Below are 17,102 nucleotides of genomic sequence, written 5' to 3'. Positions count from 1 at the left end.
GCTCATGCCTCACCTTCATCGAATTGCACCTTGATGCCGTTTTGGCGCCCCCAGCTGAGCACATCCTGGGGATAGGCCGCATCCGGCACTCCCGGTACCGATGGGACTGCCGACGCGAGTAGAAACTGATTCAGCGATTCGCGTACGGACCGGGGCAGGTCGCTCACCCACGCGTATTTCATCCCCTGGTATTCGTGCAGCGGCAGCCTGAGTGATCCGCCGTCCCCATGACGGCAAGCGGTAATGATGGTCAGATTGTCCGAGGTCCGCGGGTCATTGGCATGCTGCCGTCCCAGGTCAGCGGCGCTGCCTCCGGCGGCGACCCGATCGAGCAGATCGGTGTAGTGGGCCTCCAGTGTCTCGGAATCCGTGCTGACCTGAATCCCGTCCGTCGCCAGGATCAGGCTGAACTCGCTCTCTGGGGTGAGCGGATGCGTTTCCACCTCCGGCTCCCGGATCAGGTAGCGGGCGAAATCCCGGTCACCGATTGCTCGTGTCAGCGCCAACGCGGTCCAGGAGGCGAGACGGAGATGCGATGAGTCGATATGCAGCTCACCCCGCATGATCTGGTCCTGATGGGCGGCTTCAATCCGGGCGACATCCTTGGGATTGAGCTCGACATTGTGCGAGGGCGCGATCCAGTCCTCGCCGTCGATCCGCAGCAGAATCGGGCTGTCGCCCAGGACGGCGGTGGTGATCCGGTCATCCTCGATGAAGGCCGCCGAGAGGGTGGTGCCGCCGGTGTCATTCATCCAGACATCCCGCGCACTGGGATAGCGGGCCACCAGCTCGGCGATCACCCGGCGGAAGGCTGCGGTCGGCGGGGTCTCATCCCGATCCAGCTCCTCGAGTGCGCGCTGGAGCAGTCCCGGCAGCGCAAGGGCACAATCCTCGGCAATGCCAGGGCCGCCGTGGCCGTCGAGGACGGCAATCAGGGTGCCGTCGAATAGTGGCGTGACCACGTAGCGGTCTTCCTGGAGCGGGCGCTGGCCCCGGTTTTGGTAGACATGAAATTCCATATGGATTATCGCCTTCGGATTGGGATAGGTGACCGACGCCGCAAGATCGAATCGAGAACACAGGATAATCCAGAGAAAAATATATTAAAATCACTGAAATAAAAATAAAATTATATTTTTACGATATATCTTGATATAATGTTTCGTGGTAATGCGGATATCTCCAGAAATGGGCAAGTAAGTAACCTGAGTGAAGATCTCCTCGCATGAAACCAGGCAGAAAAAAACGAAGCGATATTGATGTGCTTGCTGCCAAGAGCTGGCTCCACGCGCTTGCCTCGGCGAGCGATGCCATTGGTTGTGAATACCACCGGCGTCCTGGAGTCAATTCGCGTGGCATTAATGGCATTACCAATTTCTGTTCCGAAGCGCTGGATGTCCTCGTTCAACCCATCGCTATTTCCATGTACCAGCATGGCAAGCGTTCTCCTGGACCTGACACAGTGGCAGCAATCGACAAGGGACTGCGCCGGCGCAAGTATTCCATGATTGCGGATCTCCTTAAGGTCGGACCGCAGTCGGAGGTAGGTGTTGCCATCCCCTTGTGGCCAGCATTGAGACGGAATACGAAGGCGATCGAAGCAGGCTGGAGGAGGTGGCTCAATTCCCAGGAACCTGCCCACCCCGGGCATGACTTGCTGCACATGCTGCGATCTGAATATGGACGACACTGGAGTACAGTGGATGCCCTGATACGGATCGCCGGCGGTTCCGGTTTTCAGACGTTGGTCCGTGTTGCGGCAGCGCTGTCTCTTGCTGCCTTGCGTGCAGAACCTGTGGAGAAATTGGAAGAACAGACTCCGGAGCGCCACTGGCTCAGCCGGTACGGCATCATCCGACCTGTTGCCGATGGCGCGTTAATGAGCGCCGGAATAGCATTGGATGACCTGGAGAGGGCCGCAATCAACGCGGGACTCCTGTCTGCACCGGACATTCCTGCCCGGCCTGGGCATGATGATTATGCTGATATGAAAGTGGCTTGGGAGGAAGTGGAGAATGAGATCATGGCCAGGGCGTCGGGATTGAGATTCGAATCATTCTGAGGAGGAAAACGAGCATTTTCTGTCATGGGCAGATCCCCAGCCGCTCGGCCACACCGGCATAATCCGGGTTTCCCGCATAGAGCTTTTCCCATTCGCGGCGAGCGCGTGACTTGTGGCCCAGTTCGGCATAGACCTCAGCCCGCTCAAAGCGCAGCGCTTGCAGAAGGTCCTCCGGCCGGTCCTTCTTGCGCCGCAGGGCCAGAGTGAGGGCATCCCGGGCGGGTGTTAGCATGCCCAGGCCACGCAGGGCGCGGGCCTTGTACAGCAGCAGGGTGGCATGCAGTTCGGATTCATTGTCGATGCCCTGCGCCAGCTTGACGACCCGGTGACCGGTTTTGCGATCATCCGCGTCGCGCTCCAGCAGCAGTTCGGCCAGCGACAGGCGGGCAACGATATCCTCGGGGTCCTTGCGGCGTAGTTGCTCCAGCCAGGCGATGGCGGCTTCGATCTCGCCCCTGCCCTGATGGGCCTCGGCCAGCCCCAGCCAGACGCCGCGCCGGTTTGGGCCAAGGTGCGCGGTGACCTCCTCGGTGATGGGCAGGCTCAATGTGGCGGCCATGCCGTACTTGGCGAAATAGCGTCCGAGTCGTGAGCTGTTCTCAACGGCCTGGTTGAGCCAGGCGATGGCGTTATCAAAGTTCTTGTGCTTCAGCGCGAGAAAACCGGCCAGGAAAGCCCCGTCGGCCAGCGAGGTGGCCTGGCGGAGATGCTTCAGGGCGGCCGCCTCGTCACCCAGAGCCAGGGCGCGGCAGCCGTCGACCAGCGCCTCCTCGCCGGCTGGGGTGAACAGGCGCTGGAAGAAGTTCAGGTCCAGCCGGTCCCGGGCCGGGACGCTCGGCGGTGGGGCAGGGCGGTTGCGCTGCCGTCCGCTACCCTGGTGCATCTGGCTGGTGTAAAACAGCCCGGTGCCCGGCAGACCCGCTGTCGTGCGTTTACCGCGGGGCCCGACGGTGAATTTTGCGCCCCGCGGACCGAAGGAAAGCGAGCCGCCTGACTTGCTCAGGTTGAGCGTTATGCCGGGTAGCAACTGTATGCGTCGCCAGAATCGAAAACCCATGGGATTCCTTGTCTGCTGTGCCGCTAGTTCTTCAACGTGTTGGATTGAGTGTGCCTCCGGCCACCATGGGGATGGTACCGTTTGTACTGTTCGCTTAGCCAGAACCAGGCATCTGCGCGCCTTATTATTCCGGTAAGCTGGTCAGGATCGCTGAGGATTTCGCTGTGAAGATCTTCTCGCGCCTGGGCCAGACTTCTGGGTAGGGTATCTTTAGCGTCCAGCCATTCCAGCAGGCGTTTGGCGTCCATATCCCGTTTGGCCTGATCAGGCAAATGGCTGTACAGCCACGGGCGATATTGTTCGAGCCATTGGCCGAGTGGCTGGTTGCCTGCGATCGCTGATTCCCAGTGATCGTTTTCTTTTGCGTGTCTTTTCTGCCTCTGTAACTTCATGCGAGCATCGAGGTTGTTGATACGTCTCCCTCCAGCATCGATGTTGTCATGGTGCTCGGGCAGTGCGCAGTAGACCACTCTACGCGCTGCCCGATAGGCGCTATCGTTATGCTGGGGGTCATGTTCCGGGCAGTATTTTCGATTACGCAGGGCGGGCCTCCAGCACAAGTCGCAATAGGGGTTGGCACGTGAGGCTCGAGTGCGCTGTGTTCTTGCGTAGCCGGGCATCTCGATGAGTAGCTCCCCGATGCATGTCGACATCCAGTCTTCCGATTTTCTCTGTATCTCCACTCCCAGCTTTCTCAAGTCACTCCATGACAGCGCAAATGGTCTCAGGCGCTGCGGTATTCCAAGCCCCGGGCGCAGGGGATGGACATGGCGCGTCAGTAACTTTCGCGCCTTGGTTGGAACGAATGCAGCATCCGCGGCTTCCATTTTTATCAAGCCGATCGCCCCGACCAGGTCATCCGGCCAGTTCGCATGTTCCAGCAGTTGCAGATCAATGTTGAATCCCATTTATGACCACCTGAAGTCAAGTATCCGAAAAAATATATATATTTGATATTAACATAATTAAAACCCAAACGATAAATCAAGACAAGCACGGACAAATGATGTGCCGTGTGTGAGTGAAATGTTTGGAAATCTTGTGAATTACAGGTGGTTAGCATGAAATCTGACGGTGGTGATACGGGTCATATCAAGCCCTGCCTCATCCGCGCCTGTCGGGCGCCGGCGTACTTCGACATGGGTGAGACCCTGTTCAATCGATACATCAAGCCCCTTATCCCGACGGACATCCGGTTCGGCGAGCGGGGGGTGTTCTACAGAAAGGTTGATTTGGACTGGGCACTCGAGGAGTATTTGAGGCGCAGCGGACAGTCCGGTCACGACCGCAATATTCCCATGGAGGAAACATGCGAAAGTATCCCGGATTGTCAAAACGCAGTAACTCCCCGTACTGGCAGATCAACAAAACAGTCAAGTACCGGAGGAAGAAAGTTGTCATACGCGAAAGCACGGGCTGCGAGAATTACGAACTAGCCCTGCAATACTGTCAGAAACGTGAACAGGAGGAACTCGAGCGTCTCATACACGGGTTGCGCTACCCATTCACGGTTGAAGATGCCGCAGCCAAGCTGCTGAGCATCGATGGTCGGAATTACCAGTCGGATGTCTATCACTGTGACATGCTGGTCGCGGTCCTCGGCCACGTTCCGCTGGCCGAGTTGCACAATGACCACCCGGAGTTGGCGGCGTTCAGGCAGGCGCGGTTGAAGACCTGCAAGAACAACACCGTCAATCGATCCCTGGAGGTGCTTCGACACATGCTGAACCTGGCCGCTTACGAGTGGAAGGACAACGGCATGAGCTGGATCCAGCATCCGCCGAGGATCAAGCTGCTGCCGCGACGGCCGGGTCGCTTCGGCGATGTTACCAAGGGCGAGTCCGGAGGCTACCCGCTGACGCACCAGCAGCAGCGGGAGATGTTTCGGCGCCTGCCCATGCACGCCTACCTGGTGGCCTGGTTCATCACCATGACAGGGTGCCGCGAGCATGAGGTTCTGCCTGAGCGGGATGCCAAGGGAGAACTGATTGGCGGGTTACGCTGGCAGTACGAGGTCAAGCTGCCCAATGGCTGGTCGGTGTTCGATTTGCCGATGAGCAAGAATGGCCGGCCGCGGCGGATCTTCCTCAACAGTGTGGCACGTGAAATCGTGGAGACGGTCCGCGGCGATCATCCCGAGTTTGTCTTTGTCTTCCGGGGCAGGACCGACAAGGGGGGCATTGCCAAGCCGTTCACCAAGCTCAACAACACGGCCTGGAAACGGGCACGGCAGGAAGTGGGTTTGGAGCACTGTCGCGGGGAGAATATGCACCTGAGGGTGCACGATCTACGTCATACCTTTGCCACCCGTTTGCGTGAGGCGGGCGTGTCCCGCGAGGATCGCAAGGACTTGCTCGGTCATGTCAATCATGACATCACCACGCACTACTCGGCGGCGGAGACGATGACCATGATCGGCATGGTGGAGAGACTGGTGGGATCGGCCGAGAAACCGGCGCTTTATCTGGTTCACAACACACACAGCACACAGTCGGAAAATCGCGATGTCACGGGTGCTGCAAGTGCTTGAAAGATGGCGCGCCCGGAAGGATTCGAACCTCCGACCGCCTGGTTCGTAGCCAGGTACTCTATCCAGCTGAGCTACGGGCGCGTTGAAGGCGGGAATTATCCGGAAAAAGACGGCCGAGTGCAAGCCGGTCGGGGCGGGGGAAAGCGGGCGGGGCGGGCAGGGACTGTCCGCCCCGCCTGCCGGGCGCTCAGTGGCTGCGGGTGAAGGTGTATTCGTCGCCGTCGCGCTTGATGTCGATGTCGGCACGGTCGATGTGGAGTTGCTCGCCGTCGCCGATATCCTTGAGCTCGCCGGCACAGGCGACCACGCCCGGGCGGGTCACGCCGCAGTGAACGACTCCCAGTTTGTCGTGCTGAGCGGGTTTCAGGGTCAGGGTTTGCTGTTCGGACATTTGACTTACCTCCTTGCTCGTTGGTGCCTCGAAGCAGGCATGTCTTTACGGGGTCCATTACTCTAAAATGTCATCGAGGATCCTGCCCAGTTCCCTTGGGCAGAACAGGGTTTTGGTTCCCGGGTCGAGGTCGGCAGTCCTGTGCGTCTCATTCAACTCATTGATTAATAAGAGGGAGAGGCTGGCGTTTTGAAGACCTTCGGCTGTGTGTGCGGTAACCGGCTGCACTTCGAGAACAACCGCTGCCTGGTGTGCGAGCGGTCACTGGGCTTTCTGCCCGGACTCGGGGTTCTGACCGCGCTGGAGCCCGCGGCCAGCGGCAACTGGACGGCGCTGGCCGATGGCGGCCTCTACCGCCAGTGCGCGAACTACAGCCGCTACAATGTCTGCAACTGGATGGTGCCGGCGCAGGAGAACAATGCCTTCTGCGTGTCCTGTCGACTCAACCGGGTCATCCCGAATCTCAGCGAGGGCAACAACCTCACCCTCTGGGCCAGGATCGAGACCGCCAAGCGGCGTCTGCTCTATACCCTGCTGCAGCTGGGCCTGCCGGTGGTGGATCGCAGCAGCGATCCACAGCGGGGGCTGGCCTTCAAGTTCATGGAGGATCCCGAGCAGGACAATGAGTTCAGCAATGCCGTTACGCCCCAGCGGCAGGTCATCACGGGGCACAGTACCGGCATCATCACCATCAATATCATGGAGGCAGAGCCCAGCGAACGGGAACGGATGCGCGAGCGCATGAACGAACGCTACCGCACCCTGCTGGGCCATTTCCGGCACGAGATCGGCCATTATTACTGGGAGTTGCTGGTCCGGCGCGGCACCTGGCTGGATGAGTTTCATGCCCTGTTCGGTGATGAGCAGGCGGATTACCACAGCGCGTTGGAACGCTACTACGAGCAGGGGCCGCCGCCGGACTGGCAGCAGGACTATGTCAGCGCCTATGCCAGTGCCCATCCCTGGGAGGACTGGGCCGAGAGTTGGGCCCACTATCTGCATATGACCGATACCCTGGAAACGGCCCAGGACTACGGTTTCCGCATGGGCGCGGACACGGGAGAGCGGTTCGAGGATCTGGTCTCGGACTGGGCCTATCTTGGCGTTGCGCTCAACGCCCTGAACCGCAGCATGGGGCTGGAGGATGCCTATCCCTTCGTGCTCTCGGGCCGGGCGTTGGAGAAGCTGCGCTTCGTGCACCAGGTGGTGCAGGGGCAGTGTGGCGCCGCCTTTGCCTGAGGCGGGGACCGCAGATCATTTGCCGTCCTCCCAGTCGAAACGCGGCAGCCGGTTGAAGGCGCGTTTGAGGCCCTCGTTCCAGCGTTTCTGCAGCGTCTTGTAGAAGGGCGAGGCCAGCTTGAGGCTCATATGCCGCGGCTCTTCCAGGCTGTCAGCCGTATAGATGGCGAGTTCCATGGGTGGACCGACGGAGATGTTGCTGCGCATGGTCGAGTCCAGCGATACCAGCGCGCAGCGGGCAGCGTCCTCCGGGCTGGTCTCCTGGCCGATGATGCGGTCCAGGATGGGCTTGCCGTACTTGTTCTCGCCGATCTGCAGGTACGGGGTCTCCGGGGAGGCGCTGATGTAGTTGCCCTGGGGATAGACCAGGTAGATCTCCGGCGCCCGGCCGGCGATCTGGCCGCCCACGATGAAGCTTGCCTCCACATTGATCTTGGATTTTTCCACCGCCTTTTCGTGCAGATGCTGCTCGCGCTGGTTGAGCTTGCCCACATAGTGCGCGATCTCGTACAGGTGCTCAGCCGTGCGCAGATTGAACTCGGCCTCGTCCTCCAGGTGTTTGTTGATCAGGTTGATCACCGCCTGGGTCGTGGCGAGGCTGCCGGCGCTGAGCAGGATGCAGACGCGCTCGCCGGGCCAGACGAAGCGGTGCATCTTGCCGTAGGTGGTGACATAGTCCACTCCCGCGTTGGTGCGCGAGTCGGAGGCAAAGACCAGGCCCTTGTTCACTTTTATCGCAAGACAGTAGGTCACGTGTGCTTTCCTGGTGCAGGGTTGGGGCGGGTTTCGTTCGAATTATCGATACAATCCAACGGGCTTGCAATCGCTGTTTGCAGCGGGTTAATGTGATGCCGATCCCAATCGGAACAGCAGGATGCCATGGCGATACGTTGGGGAAGTTACAAGGTCAAGGGGCTCTATGACGAGCTGATCCGGGCCAGTGGCCGGCCCCGGCCCGCGGCCCAGGCCCTGTGCCAGTATCTGCGCGGTCTCAAGGACCAGGAGATCGAGGAGTACAAGGCCGCTGCCGAACTGGCCATCCACGTAATGGGCATCACCTTCACGGTCTACACCGAGGAGGAGGGTTCCATCGACCGGGCCTGGCCCTTCGATATCATCCCGCGGGTGATCGACAGGCACGAATGGCTCCGGGTGGAGGCCGGCCTCAAGCAGCGCGTGCATGCGCTGAACCTGTTCATCGACGACCTCTACCACAAGCAGCGCATCGTCAAGGACAAGGTCTTTCCCGCCGAACTGCTGGCCGATTCCAAGAACTTCCGCGAACAGTGCATCGGCATCAGGCCGCCGCGCGGCATCTGGGCGCACATCTGCGGCTCGGACCTGGTGCGCGACCGGGACGGCGCCTTCTATGTACTGGAAGACAACCTGCGCGTGCCTTCGGGCGTATCCTATATGCTCGAAAACCGCCTGGTAATGAAGCGCATCTTCCCCGAGTTGTTCGAGCAGTACAGCATCCTGCCGGTGGATGACTATCCCTCCCAACTCTACGACACCCTGGCCTCGCTGTCGCCGCGCCCGGGCGACGCACCCGAGATCGTGGTGCTCACGCCGGGGGTGTACAACTCGGCCTATTTCGAGCATGCCTACCTGGCCCAGCAGATGGGTGCCGAGCTGGTGGAGGGCCGCGACCTGGTGGTGGAGAAGGATGATTGCGTCTACATGCGCACCATCGAGGGACTGTCCCGGGTGGACGTGATCTACCGCCGCATCGATGATCTGTTCCTCGATCCCGAGGCCTTCGATCCGGATTCCATGCTGGGCGTGCCGGGCCTGATGCGGGCCTGGAAGGCGGGCAAGGTGGCCCTGGCCAACGCCCCCGGCGCCGGCGTGGCCGACGACAAGGTGGTCTACGCCTTCGTCCCCGAAATCATCAAGTATTATCTCGATGAAGATCCGCTGCTGCCCAACGTGCCGACCTACAAGTGCGTCAACAAGGATGAGCGCGACTACGTGGTCAACAACCTGGACAAGCTGGTGGTCAAGCCGGCCAACGAGTCCGGTGGCTACGGCATGCTGATCGGGCCCCAGGCCGATAACGAGGAGCGCGACAAGTTCGCCCGCCTGATCCGGCGTGACCCGCGCAACTATATCGCCCAGCCCATGCTGACCCTGTCCACGGCACCGACCCTGGTCGGCAACCGGGTCGAGCCGCGCCACCTGGATCTGCGGCCCTTCATCCTCAGCGGGCAGCAGACCCATGTGACGACAGGCGGATTGACCCGGGTCGCGCTGCGCAAGGGATCCACCGTGGTCAATTCCTCCCAGGGCGGCGGCAGCAAGGATACCTGGATCGTCGACACGGAGGCGTCCTCATGACCATGCTCTCCCGCGTCGCCGAGAACATCTACTGGATGGCGCGCTATATCGAGCGGGCCGAGAATACCGCGCGCCTGATCAACGTCAATACCAATCTGCTGCTCGATCTGCCCAGGCGGGTGCGGCTGGGCTGGGAGCCGATCATCGACATCATGGGTACGCGCGAGGTGTTCAACGCGCACTATCATGAGGCCGACGAGCGCAGCGTGATCCGCTTCCTGATCACCAACCTCAACAACCCCAGTTCCATACTGACCTCGCTCAGTCTGGCGCGGGAAAATGCCCGGACCATCCGTGACATCATTCCGCGCGAGGCCTGGGAGCAGGTCAATCAACTCTATCTCAGTGCCCGCGAGGATGCCGGCCAGTCGCTGGCCCAGCGCAATCGCTATGACTACCTGCGCCGGATCATCCTCGGCGCGCAGACCATCACCGGTCTGCTGGCCGGCACCATGACCCACGACGAGGGCTACGACTTCCTGCGCATGGGGCGCAACCTGGAACGTGCCGACATGACCACCCGCATCATCGACGTGCGTTCCGCCACCCTGCTGCCCGAGACGCATGAGGATCTGACCCCGTTCGAGAACATCCAGTGGATGTCGGTGCTGAAATCGCTTACCGCCTACCAGATGTACCGGCGCACCATGCGTATCCGGGTCCGCCGGCCGGACGTGCTGCGCTTCTTGTTGCAGGAACGGCGTTTTCCCCGTGCCTTTGTGCACACCAGCTGCGAGGTGGAGAACTGTCTGCAGAACCTGCCGCATAACGACAAGCCGCTCAAGGCGCTGGGCACGCTGCAGCGCAAGGTGCTGCGGGTGAAGCCGGAGAAGCTGGCGCAGGATGAACTGCATGGTCTGATCGATGACCTGCAGCTGGGGCTGGCGAAGGTGCATCAGCGCATCACTGAGACCTATTTCTGATTCCGGGCTTGTCTGCAGCAGCGGCCTTGCCCCCTGCAGGTGAACTGTCATCATCGGGTGTTGAGAATCCCCTCCGCCCAATCCAATACCCGTAACACCCGCGGGGTGAGCAGGCGCCGCGCCTGCCCGGCCGTGACCCAGCGGTACTCATGGTGTTCGGGCCGCCCGAGTTCGGGGTTGAACCCCAGGGTGATGTGCTCGGTCCCGGTGCGGGCCAGGTAGTAGCGGGCGATCTTCAGTGGCCGGCCGTAGGGCCGGGTCTCGATCCAGGGCTCGCCCCAGTCGAACTGCAGATCGGTGATGCCGCTTTCCTCTTTCACCTCGCGCATGGCAGCGGCCAGCGGGGTCTCGTCCGGCTCCACCTTGCCCTTGGGGAAATCCCAGTAGTTGTAGGCCCGCAGCAGCAGGTACAGCCGTTGATCCGCGTCGTTCCGGATTACAACCACGCCGGCGGATAGATAGGGCTTCATCGGGCGTCCTTGCGGTGTTGATTCAAGAGCGCCACGGAATACACGGAATGCACGGAAAATATGATTGTAAAAAAACTGAAGGGGCTCCGCCTGACTTGGGGCTCGTCATTCCAAGGCAGGCCGGAATCCATTGACCACGGCGGCTTCTGGATTCCGGCCTGCGCCGGAATGACGGGGAATCTCAAACAGCCCTCCGACTTGGCATCGATAGTGTCCGTGCTTTCCGTGTATTCCGTGGCGCTCTTTCTTTTTACACCAGCAGCCGCCGGCGTACCAGCACCACGGCCAGGTAGTAGCTGACCAGGGTATACGCAGCCAGCACGGAGAGGTGCAGGCCGACGTCGGTCACCGCCTGGCCGGCAACCAGCGGCCGGGTCAGGGCCACGGCATGGGTCAGGGGCAGCACCTGGACAATGCCCTGCATCAGCGCGGGCAGACTGTCGATGGGATAGAAGACCCCGCACAGCAGCATCATGGGCGTGACCACCAGTACGAAATAGTAGTTGAAGAAATCATAGTTGGAGGCCAGCGCGCTCATGATGATGGCCGGTCCGGCGAAGCACAGGCCGGTGAGAAACACCACCGGCAGGGCCAGCAGGGCCTGCCAGCCGTTGACCACTCCCAGCAGGCTGGCCACGGCCAGGATGGCGATGCCGCTGAACAGCGCCTTGGTGCCGCACCACAGCATTTCGCCGGCCAGGATGTCGTCGATCTCCAGCGGCGTCGCCAGCAGTGCCTCGTAGGTGCGCTGCGGCACCATGCGGGTGAACACCGAATACATGCCCTCGAAGCTGGCCGTGGTCATGGCCGAGGAGGCGATGATGCCCGAGGCGAGGAAAGTCAGATAGGGCATGTCCGCCATCTGGCCGATGAAGATGCCCAGCCCGTAGCCGAAGCCGAGCAGGTACAGCAGCGGCTCGCCGAAGTTCATCGCCACGGCCGGGCCGAGCAGTTTGCGCCACACGCGCAGGTTGCGCCTGAGCACGGTCAGGGCGTCGCGGCGCAGGCTGGGCAGTCGCCAGTCGAACATATCAGTCGCGCAGCTCCCGGCCGGTGAGTTTGAGAAAGACATCCTCCAGACCGGCGGGCCGGTGCATGAAGGTCAGCTCGGGGTCCGACTGCAACCGCTGCATCAGATCGCGTGAACTGTGGGTATAGCAGTACAGGCTGGTACCCATCTGTTCGATGCGGCAGTCCGGCTCCGGCTGCAGCCGCTCCAGCAGTTCGCCCCGGCCGCGGATCTCGATCACCTCCGGTTCCACGTGGCGCTGTATCAGTTCGTTCGCTGTGCCCTGGTCGAGGATGCGACCCTGGTCCATGATCACCAGTTCGTCGCACAGGCGCTCGGCCTCTTCCATGTAATGGGTGGTCAGCACCAGGGTGGTGCCGCGGCGGCGCAGTTCCATCAATCGGCCCCAGATGATGTGCCGGGCCTGGGGATCGAGGCCGGTGGTGGGTTCGTCCAGGATCACCAGTTCGGGATCATTGATCAGGGCCCGGGCAATGGTGAGACGACGTTTCATGCCGCCGGAGAGGGTCTCGGTCTTGGCACGGCGGCGCTCGGTCAGGGCGGCGAATTCCAGCAGGCGCTGAATGCGGGCCTCGGTGTCGGCCCCGCCCAGACCGAAATAGCTGGCGTAGACCTGCAGGTTTTCCTCCACGCTGAAATCCGGGTCCAGGTTGTCAGCCTGGGGCACGATGCCGACCCGACGCCGCACCTCGCGCGCCGCCGCCGGCAGGGGCAGATCGAATACCGTCAGTTCGCCCGCGCTCATGGGTGTGAGGCCCATCAGCATGCGCAGCGTGGTGGTCTTGCCGGCGCCGTTGGGTCCGAGAAAGCCGAAGCACCTGCCGCGTGGGATGCGGAAATCGATCGCGTCGACGGCACGGTGGTGATCGTAGAGCTTGGTCAGGCCGCGGGCCCGGACCAGGGGCGCGGCCGGCATGTCGGGTTGGGGAAGGGACATGGTCTGGATGGTCTCTGCCTGTGCATGAAGCCTCGTGAGCATACCGAATCCACCGAAACGGTGAAAGCTGTCGCAATACAGGGGCGGAAGCGGCATGTTAACCTCAGGGTTGTTGAACTGCTCCGGGTTGAAGTGCCGATGCCGACCAAGCTCCGCAAATCGCTGCTCAGCCTGTGCATCCTGCTCCTGCTGGGGCTGGCGCACGGCGGCTGGCTGGATGCGGCCGGGCGTGACTATACCGAGGCCGGCTTCAAGCGGGCACTGGTGACCTTCGGCATTGCCCGCGGGCTCAATGGCGTCATTTCGGTTGCCCAGGGCACCGAGGTGGCCTTCCAGCCGGCCGGGGTGGGGGTCAACTTCGCCCCGGGACAGATCCTGGACCCGGCCAATGATCTGATCGAGCGTTTCTCCTGGGTGATGCTGGTCAGTTCGACCTCGCTGGGCCTGCAGCGGGTGCTGCTGGACATGACCGCCTGGACCGGCACCACCTGGCTGGTCACCCTGGTGGCCGCACTGGGGTTGATCCTGCTCTGGTGGTGTCCGCGCCGGGCCGGCGACTGGCCGCAGCGTCTGCTGCAGCTGACGCTGCTGCTGCTGGTGATACGCTTCGCCATCCCGCTGATCGCACTGGCCGGCGAGGGCGTGTACGGCCTGTTTCTGCAGCCGCGCTATGCCGCCTCCACCATCGAGCTCGAACAGAGCACGGAACGGATCGGTCGCATCAACGAATCCACCCGTCAGCGGCTGGAGGAGGAGGGCGCGCCGGGCCTGCTGGAACGCGCCCAGCGCGCCTACGATTCGATGGTCGGCTCGCTGGACATCGAGGCGCGCACGGCGGAACTGCGCGCAACGGTGGCCCGGGTCAGTGAGCACACCATCGACCTGATCGTGGTGTTCGTGTTGCAGACCGTGATTCTGCCGCTGCTGTTCCTGTGGCTGCTGGTACGGCTGGTGAAGGGGCTCGGCCGCTGGCTGTGGACCGGTTCCGGGTGAGGCTCAGGATTCGGCATAGCGGATGCCGTTGACGTAATAGCGCCGCAGCCCCTGCGGGGTCTGCACCTCCACTTCGTCTTCCAGGGTCTTCTTGAGCAGCGCACGCGCCATGGGCGAGTCGATGCTGATCCAGCCGCGGGCCGGATCGAACTCGTCGCCGCCGACGATGCGATAGGTGTGTTCCCCGCCGGTCTCGTCCTCGAGCGTCACCCAGGCCCCGAAGAAGATGCGCTGCGGATCGCTCGGGGGCTGTCCCGCCACCCGCAGTTCGGGCAGGCGCTTCTGCAGATAACGGATGCGTCGGTCGATGCCGGCCAGTTCCTTCTTGCGGTAGATGTACTCGGCGTTCTCCGAACGGTCGCCCTCGGCCGCGGCCGCAGCAAGCGCCTTTGTCACCTCCGCGCGGCGCTGCCACAGGCCCTTGAGTTCGTCCTGCAGGCGGGCGAAACCGTCAGGCGTGATATAGGGCGTGCCTTTGGGCTGCGGTGGACGGTAACGTGACATGGCGGGCAGCGAAGAGTGAGGAGTGAAGAGATTGTAGCGGCTGCGGCCGGGGCTGTAACCCGGTCCGCTCTCCGGTACAATGTTCCGACATGAACCAGCCTGAAGTCGCACAACCCCTTTCCCTCGACGGTTCCATCGGCGAGGGCGGAGGGCAGGTGCTGCGCACCGCACTGTCCCTCTCGCTCTGTCTGCAGCGACCGTTTCACATCGACAATATCCGCATCGGCCGCAAACGCCCCGGACTGCAGCCGCAGCATCTGGCCGCAGTGCGTGCCGCCGCGGCGATCAGCGACGCCGTTGTCGACGGCGATGCACTCGGTTCGACCGCGCTGAGCTTCGCGCCGGGCCCGGTACGGGCCGGGGTCTATCACTTCGATATCGGTACCGCCGGCAGCACCGGGCTGCTGCTGCAGACCCTGCTGCCGGCGCTGATGCTGGGCGAGGATGACTCCACCCTCACGCTCGACGGCGGTACCCACAATCCCCTGGCCCCGACCTTCGAATACCTCAACCAAGCCTATCTGCCCATGATCAACCGCATGGGGCCGCAGATCCAGGCCGAACTGGTGCGCCCCGGCTTCTACCCCGAGGGCGGCGGCCGCATCCGGGTCCATATCCGACCGGCCGTGCATCTGTGGCCGCTGCAGATCCCGCGGCGCGGCAAGGTGCTGACCCTGGACGGTCAGGCCCTGGTCGCCAACCTGCCGCTGGAAATCGCCGAGCGGGAACTGGCCGTGCTCCAGTCCGGCCTGGCGGTGCATGCCGGCGGTCTGCAGGCCCATCGCGTCGAGGACTGCATCAGTACCGGCAACGCAGTCTGGGTGAGTGTCTACAGCGAACACATCACCGAGGTGTTCAGCGCGCTGGGCGAGAAGGGCGTGCCCGCCGAGACGGTTGCCCAGCGACTGGTGGATCAGGTGCGGACCTATCTGGACGAAGACGTTCCGGTCGGTCCCTGGCTGGCGGACCAGCTGCTGCTGCCAATGGCCCTGGCCGGCCAGGGCAGCTTCCGCAGCCTCGAGCCCAGCACTCATACCATCACTCAGATCGAGGTTATTGCCGCTTTCACCGGACGGCGTTTCCAGGTCCGGTCGGTGGACAAGGGGCACGTGTTGATCAGTCTGGAGTGACGTCCGGCAGGCCGTGATATATAGTTGGACCGCACTTGACTTCAACCGTGTCGTCCCCCGCCTTTCCGGGCAGGGCGTATATGGTTTTCTCCCTGATGTCCGGTCAATGACTGTATGAACGAGGAGGTCATATGTCTGGTACCTATACACTCAAGGCAGATCCCCTGAAACATCGTGACGAAGACACCGGCTATCGCATCGGCTGGAAATATAAATACAAGTTCGAACGCGGTGCGCTTGACGGCGAGATGACCTACGGCGAGGCCAGAAAGAAGGCCGCGGAGCTGCAGGCCAAGGAGCCGGAAAAGGTGTTCTACCCGGAAATCATCCGGGAGTGAAGCCCGCATCGGCCGCAACCGGCGCCGCCCCTCGGGGCGGCGTTTTTGGTTTGAATCGTGACACGAGGGGGTCCGGGATGCCGGCAGGGCCGGTTCCGGGTTATCCTGTACACAGGAGGTGCAGTATGCAGGATTCCAGCGTATATCCGAGCCGTGCCGGCGATCCCGAAATTCCTCCCGGCTTCCCGCCGGAGGAGCCGCCCACCGAGGTGCCGCCCGGCATTCCGCCGGACCAGCCGCCGGAGGAGCCGCCCGGAGGGCCGCCGGAGCTCCCGCCCGACAGCCCGACCGAGGTGCCGCCTCCGCCGCCGGCGGCCTGAACCGGAACGCCGCACCCGGATGGACAGCTATGAGGTACGCTTCGGCGGCGTGCGCCGCCTCTATGGCGAGGCCGCCTTCGCCCGCATGCCGGGGCTGCACCTGTGCGTGGTCGGGCTGGGCGGTGTGGGTTCCTGGGCCGTGGAGGCGCTGGCGCGCACCGGCGTGGGCCGGCTGACCCTGATCGACCATGACGACATCAGTCCCTCCAATGTCAACCGCCAGCTGCACAGCCTGAGCGACACGCTGGAGCGGTCCAAGGTGGAGGTGATGGCCGAGCGGGTGCGGCAGATCAATCCCTGGTGCAGGGTGGAAGTGGTCGATGATTTTCTCACCAGCCGCAACCTGTGGGAACTGCTGCCGCTCGGTTACGATTATGTCATCGATGCCATCGACAGCATCCGCTTCAAGGCGGACATGATCTACTTCTGCAAGCGCAACAGGATCCCCCTGATCACCACCGGCGGGGCTGGTGGATTGACCGATCCGACCGCCATCCGCATCGCCGACCTCACCCGCACCTGGAACGACGCCCTCGCGGCCAAGGTGCGTTCGCGGCTGCGCGCCGAGTATGGCTGGACCCGCAACCCGTCGCGCCGCTTCGGTGTCGAATGCGTCTTCTCCACCGAACAGGCGGTCTATCCCCGGGCCGATGGAACCGTGTGCACGGCCAAGCCCGGCATCCACGGTGTGCATCTGGACTGCGAAATGGGCTATGGCTCGTCGGTGGCAGTGACCGCCGGCTTCGGGTTTGCCGCTGCGGCCCGGGCGCTGGAACGCGCGCTCAGGCATGCCGGCGTCGCCAGTCGCGCCGGCAGCGTGTCGGCCGCCGGCGACGACTGA

The 17,102-nt window shown here is 62.5% G+C and carries 19 protein-coding genes and 1 tRNA gene; 10 read left to right on the top strand and 10 right to left on the bottom strand.

Features of this window, described 5'->3' with window-relative positions:
* Positions 1–2 precede the first annotated feature (2 nt).
* Positions 3–1,019 carry a PP2C family serine/threonine-protein phosphatase gene (locus COW1_RS06330; RefSeq protein WP_201345744.1) on the bottom strand — a complete coding sequence of 339 codons (1,017 nt, stop codon included), beginning with the start codon at positions 1,017–1,019 and terminating at the stop codon, positions 3–5.
* A gap of 206 nt (positions 1,020–1,225) precedes the next feature.
* Between COW1_RS06330 and COW1_RS06325 the strand changes: the two genes are divergently transcribed.
* A complete protein-coding gene (locus tag COW1_RS06325; protein WP_157745465.1) occupies positions 1,226–2,062 on the top strand; it encodes a hypothetical protein in 837 nt (278 codons plus the stop codon).
* Between the two features lie 22 nt (positions 2,063–2,084).
* Here COW1_RS06325 and COW1_RS06320 read toward each other — a convergent pair whose 3' ends face one another.
* A complete protein-coding gene (locus tag COW1_RS06320; RefSeq protein WP_096365953.1) occupies positions 2,085–3,119 on the bottom strand; it encodes a DUF4236 domain-containing protein in 1,035 nt (344 codons plus the stop codon).
* A gap of 23 nt (positions 3,120–3,142) precedes the next feature.
* Positions 3,143–4,027: a hypothetical protein gene (locus COW1_RS06315; RefSeq protein WP_201345743.1), complete on the bottom strand. Its 885-nt coding sequence runs from the start codon at positions 4,025–4,027 to the stop codon at positions 3,143–3,145.
* A 401-nt stretch (positions 4,028–4,428) separates the two neighbouring features.
* Here COW1_RS06315 and COW1_RS06310 point away from each other — a divergent pair, with 401 nt between their 5' ends.
* Positions 4,429–5,649: a tyrosine-type recombinase/integrase gene (locus tag COW1_RS06310; RefSeq protein ID WP_201345742.1), complete on the top strand. Its 1,221-nt coding sequence runs from the start codon at positions 4,429–4,431 to the stop codon at positions 5,647–5,649.
* A gap of 4 nt (positions 5,650–5,653) precedes the next feature.
* On the opposite strand, the gene COW1_RS06305 is transcribed toward COW1_RS06310, so the two are convergent.
* Positions 5,654–5,730: transfer RNA gene (locus COW1_RS06305), tRNA-Arg, on the bottom strand.
* A gap of 106 nt (positions 5,731–5,836) precedes the next feature.
* The gene (locus tag COW1_RS06300; protein WP_096365956.1) at positions 5,837–6,040 is read right to left on the bottom strand and encodes a hypothetical protein; all 204 of its coding nucleotides are present in this window, start codon (positions 6,038–6,040) and stop codon (positions 5,837–5,839) included.
* A gap of 189 nt (positions 6,041–6,229) precedes the next feature.
* Between COW1_RS06300 and COW1_RS06295 the strand changes: the two genes are divergently transcribed.
* A complete protein-coding gene (locus COW1_RS06295; protein WP_201345741.1) occupies positions 6,230–7,279 on the top strand; it encodes a putative zinc-binding metallopeptidase in 1,050 nt (349 codons plus the stop codon).
* A 15-nt stretch (positions 7,280–7,294) separates the two neighbouring features.
* On the opposite strand, the gene COW1_RS06290 is transcribed toward COW1_RS06295, so the two are convergent.
* Entirely contained in the window at positions 7,295–8,032 is a 738-nt protein-coding gene (locus COW1_RS06290; protein ID WP_201345740.1) for a peptidase, read from the bottom strand.
* 126 nt (positions 8,033–8,158) lie between these two features.
* Here COW1_RS06290 and COW1_RS06285 point away from each other — a divergent pair, with 126 nt between their 5' ends.
* Positions 8,159–9,616: a circularly permuted type 2 ATP-grasp protein gene (locus tag COW1_RS06285; protein WP_096365959.1), complete on the top strand. Its 1,458-nt coding sequence runs from the start codon at positions 8,159–8,161 to the stop codon at positions 9,614–9,616.
* Positions 9,617–9,618: 2 nt separating this feature from the next.
* A complete protein-coding gene (locus COW1_RS06280) occupies positions 9,619–10,539 on the top strand; it encodes an alpha-E domain-containing protein (protein ID WP_096367529.1) in 921 nt (306 codons plus the stop codon).
* 50 nt (positions 10,540–10,589) lie between these two features.
* Here COW1_RS06280 and COW1_RS06275 read toward each other — a convergent pair whose 3' ends face one another.
* From COW1_RS06275 to COW1_RS06265, 3 genes are all read right to left on the bottom strand, one after another.
* Positions 10,590–11,009: an NUDIX domain-containing protein gene (locus COW1_RS06275; protein ID WP_201345739.1), complete on the bottom strand. Its 420-nt coding sequence runs from the start codon at positions 11,007–11,009 to the stop codon at positions 10,590–10,592.
* Positions 11,010–11,259: 250 nt separating this feature from the next.
* Entirely contained in the window at positions 11,260–12,039 is a 780-nt protein-coding gene (locus tag COW1_RS06270) for an ABC transporter permease (protein ID WP_096365961.1), read from the bottom strand.
* A gap of 1 nt (position 12,040) precedes the next feature.
* Complete coding sequence (locus COW1_RS06265; RefSeq protein ID WP_242466505.1) at positions 12,041–13,018, bottom strand: ATP-binding cassette domain-containing protein; 978 nt, start codon at positions 13,016–13,018, stop codon at positions 12,041–12,043.
* A gap of 96 nt (positions 13,019–13,114) precedes the next feature.
* Here COW1_RS06265 and COW1_RS06260 point away from each other — a divergent pair, with 96 nt between their 5' ends.
* Complete coding sequence (locus COW1_RS06260; RefSeq protein ID WP_201345738.1) at positions 13,115–13,969, top strand: hypothetical protein; 855 nt, start codon at positions 13,115–13,117, stop codon at positions 13,967–13,969.
* 3 nt (positions 13,970–13,972) lie between these two features.
* On the opposite strand, the gene greB is transcribed toward COW1_RS06260, so the two are convergent.
* A complete protein-coding gene (gene greB, locus COW1_RS06255) occupies positions 13,973–14,473 on the bottom strand; it encodes a transcription elongation factor GreB (RefSeq protein WP_201345737.1) in 501 nt (166 codons plus the stop codon).
* An 89-nt stretch (positions 14,474–14,562) separates the two neighbouring features.
* Between greB and rtcA the strand changes: the two genes are divergently transcribed.
* The 4 genes from rtcA (at position 14,563) to tcdA (ending at position 17,102) form a co-directional block, all read left to right on the top strand.
* On the top strand, positions 14,563–15,603 hold the full coding sequence (rtcA, locus tag COW1_RS06250) for an RNA 3'-terminal phosphate cyclase (protein ID WP_201345736.1): 1,041 nt from the start codon (positions 14,563–14,565) through the stop codon (positions 15,601–15,603).
* Positions 15,604–15,734: 131 nt separating this feature from the next.
* On the top strand, positions 15,735–15,941 hold the full coding sequence (locus COW1_RS06245) for a hypothetical protein (RefSeq protein ID WP_096365965.1): 207 nt from the start codon (positions 15,735–15,737) through the stop codon (positions 15,939–15,941).
* Positions 15,942–16,066: 125 nt separating this feature from the next.
* A complete protein-coding gene (locus COW1_RS06240; RefSeq protein WP_201345735.1) occupies positions 16,067–16,261 on the top strand; it encodes a hypothetical protein in 195 nt (64 codons plus the stop codon).
* A 19-nt stretch (positions 16,262–16,280) separates the two neighbouring features.
* Positions 16,281–17,102, top strand: a complete 822-nt coding sequence (tcdA, locus tag COW1_RS06235) for a tRNA cyclic N6-threonylcarbamoyladenosine(37) synthase TcdA (RefSeq protein ID WP_201345734.1) — start codon at positions 16,281–16,283, stop codon at positions 17,100–17,102.

Origin of the sequence: Thiohalobacter sp. COW1 (genome assembly GCF_016629505.1) — a bacterium.
GTDB lineage: Bacteria > Pseudomonadota > Gammaproteobacteria > Thiohalobacterales > Thiohalobacteraceae > Thiohalobacter > Thiohalobacter thiocyanaticus_A.
This window is presented reverse-complemented; position numbering and strand designations above follow the sequence as displayed.